The organism is Pseudoalteromonas sp. NZS100_1, from assembly GCF_015864285.1.
Classification (GTDB): domain Bacteria; phylum Pseudomonadota; class Gammaproteobacteria; order Enterobacterales; family Alteromonadaceae; genus Pseudoalteromonas; species Pseudoalteromonas arctica.
Genome location: NZ_JADYXN010000096.1, coordinates 1 through 1,072, shown reverse-complemented (window position 1 = coordinate 1,072; position 1,072 = coordinate 1). Strand labels below are relative to the sequence as shown.

1 protein-coding gene and 1 pseudogene are annotated in these 1,072 nt (G+C 41.0%); both read left to right on the top strand.

Annotated elements, in window-relative coordinates:
• Positions 1-180 precede the first annotated feature (180 nt).
• Complete coding sequence (locus I6F66_RS20675) at positions 181-750, top strand: transposase (protein ID WP_197209683.1); 570 nt, start codon at positions 181-183, stop codon at positions 748-750.
• Between the two features lie 77 nt (positions 751-827).
• Positions 828-980 (top strand): annotated as a pseudogene (locus tag I6F66_RS20670) (transposase); the annotation flags it as partial.
• Between the last annotated feature and the right edge of the window lie 92 nt (positions 981-1,072).

The following is a 1,072-nucleotide window of genomic DNA, read 5'->3' as shown; positions in this document are numbered from 1 at the left end:
TAGTTCCGCACGTCCGGATCTGTGTGGGGTCGGCCTAGCAATAGGTCGCTCTACCACGATAGGCTGTAGAATTACTCTTTTTAGGAACGTATCCAACTATTCTTGATTGGTTGCTTTTTAACCTTGAATCCATCTGTTCGCTGTGATCTAATAGATATTATTCACCCACGGTAAACTGTTATGGCTAACTACAAGCCTGACTTATCCTGTCAAAATAAATTCATTCCTATCAATTTTGCTGAGCAAATTTTGCCTGGCACCTTTGAGTATGCCCTTTGTTATATTGTCGAAAATAAACTCGACTTGTCGGGCTTTGACACGTGGTACAACAATGACAAAACGGGCGCGGCGGCGTATCCGCCTTCGGTAATGCTAAAGATTATTTTACTGGGTTATGCTCATGGTTTAATTAGTAGCCGCCGAATTGCTAAAGCGTGTGAGACGAACATTTTATTTATGAGTGTGTCGGGTGATATCCAGCCGCATTACACATCTATAGCGGGTTTTGTGGCTAAAATGCATGAACAGATTGAGCCGCTTTTTACGCAAGTGCTGATGATATGTGATGAGGAAGACTTGATAGGTCGCAACATGTTTGCCATTGATGGGTGTAAATTAAAGTCCAATGCGAGTAAAGAGTGGAGCGGCACATTCGATGAGTTAAGCCGCAAAAAAGCAAAACTAGAACGCGCAAGCAAACGTATTATTGAACGTCACCAATCACAAGATGGACTGAGAAAAATAAACTAGACACCCATCCTAAATTTTGCACTTTTCGAAGTTAGAGGCTAGCTTTTATTTAGTGCAAAAAATAAGCAGAGTGTCTTATGGCAATCGCAAGAAAGCGTCAAGTAAGTTTGGTAGATACAAAATACTATCACTGTATTTCGCGTTGCGTGCGCCGTGCATTTTTATGTGGTGAAGACCGTTTTACTGGCCAATCTTATGAGCATCGACGAGGCTGGGTTGAAGATACAATTAACAGTGACACCCATCCTAAATTTTGCTCTTTTTTAAATTAAGGACTACGTTTTATTTAGTGTAAAAAACAAGCAGGGTGTCTTATGGCTAT

Coding starts and splice junctions, on each gene's coding strand:
- I6F66_RS20675 (WP_197209683.1), top strand. CDS start 181: ATGGCTAACTACAAGCCTGACTTATCCTGTCAAAATAAATTCATTCCT.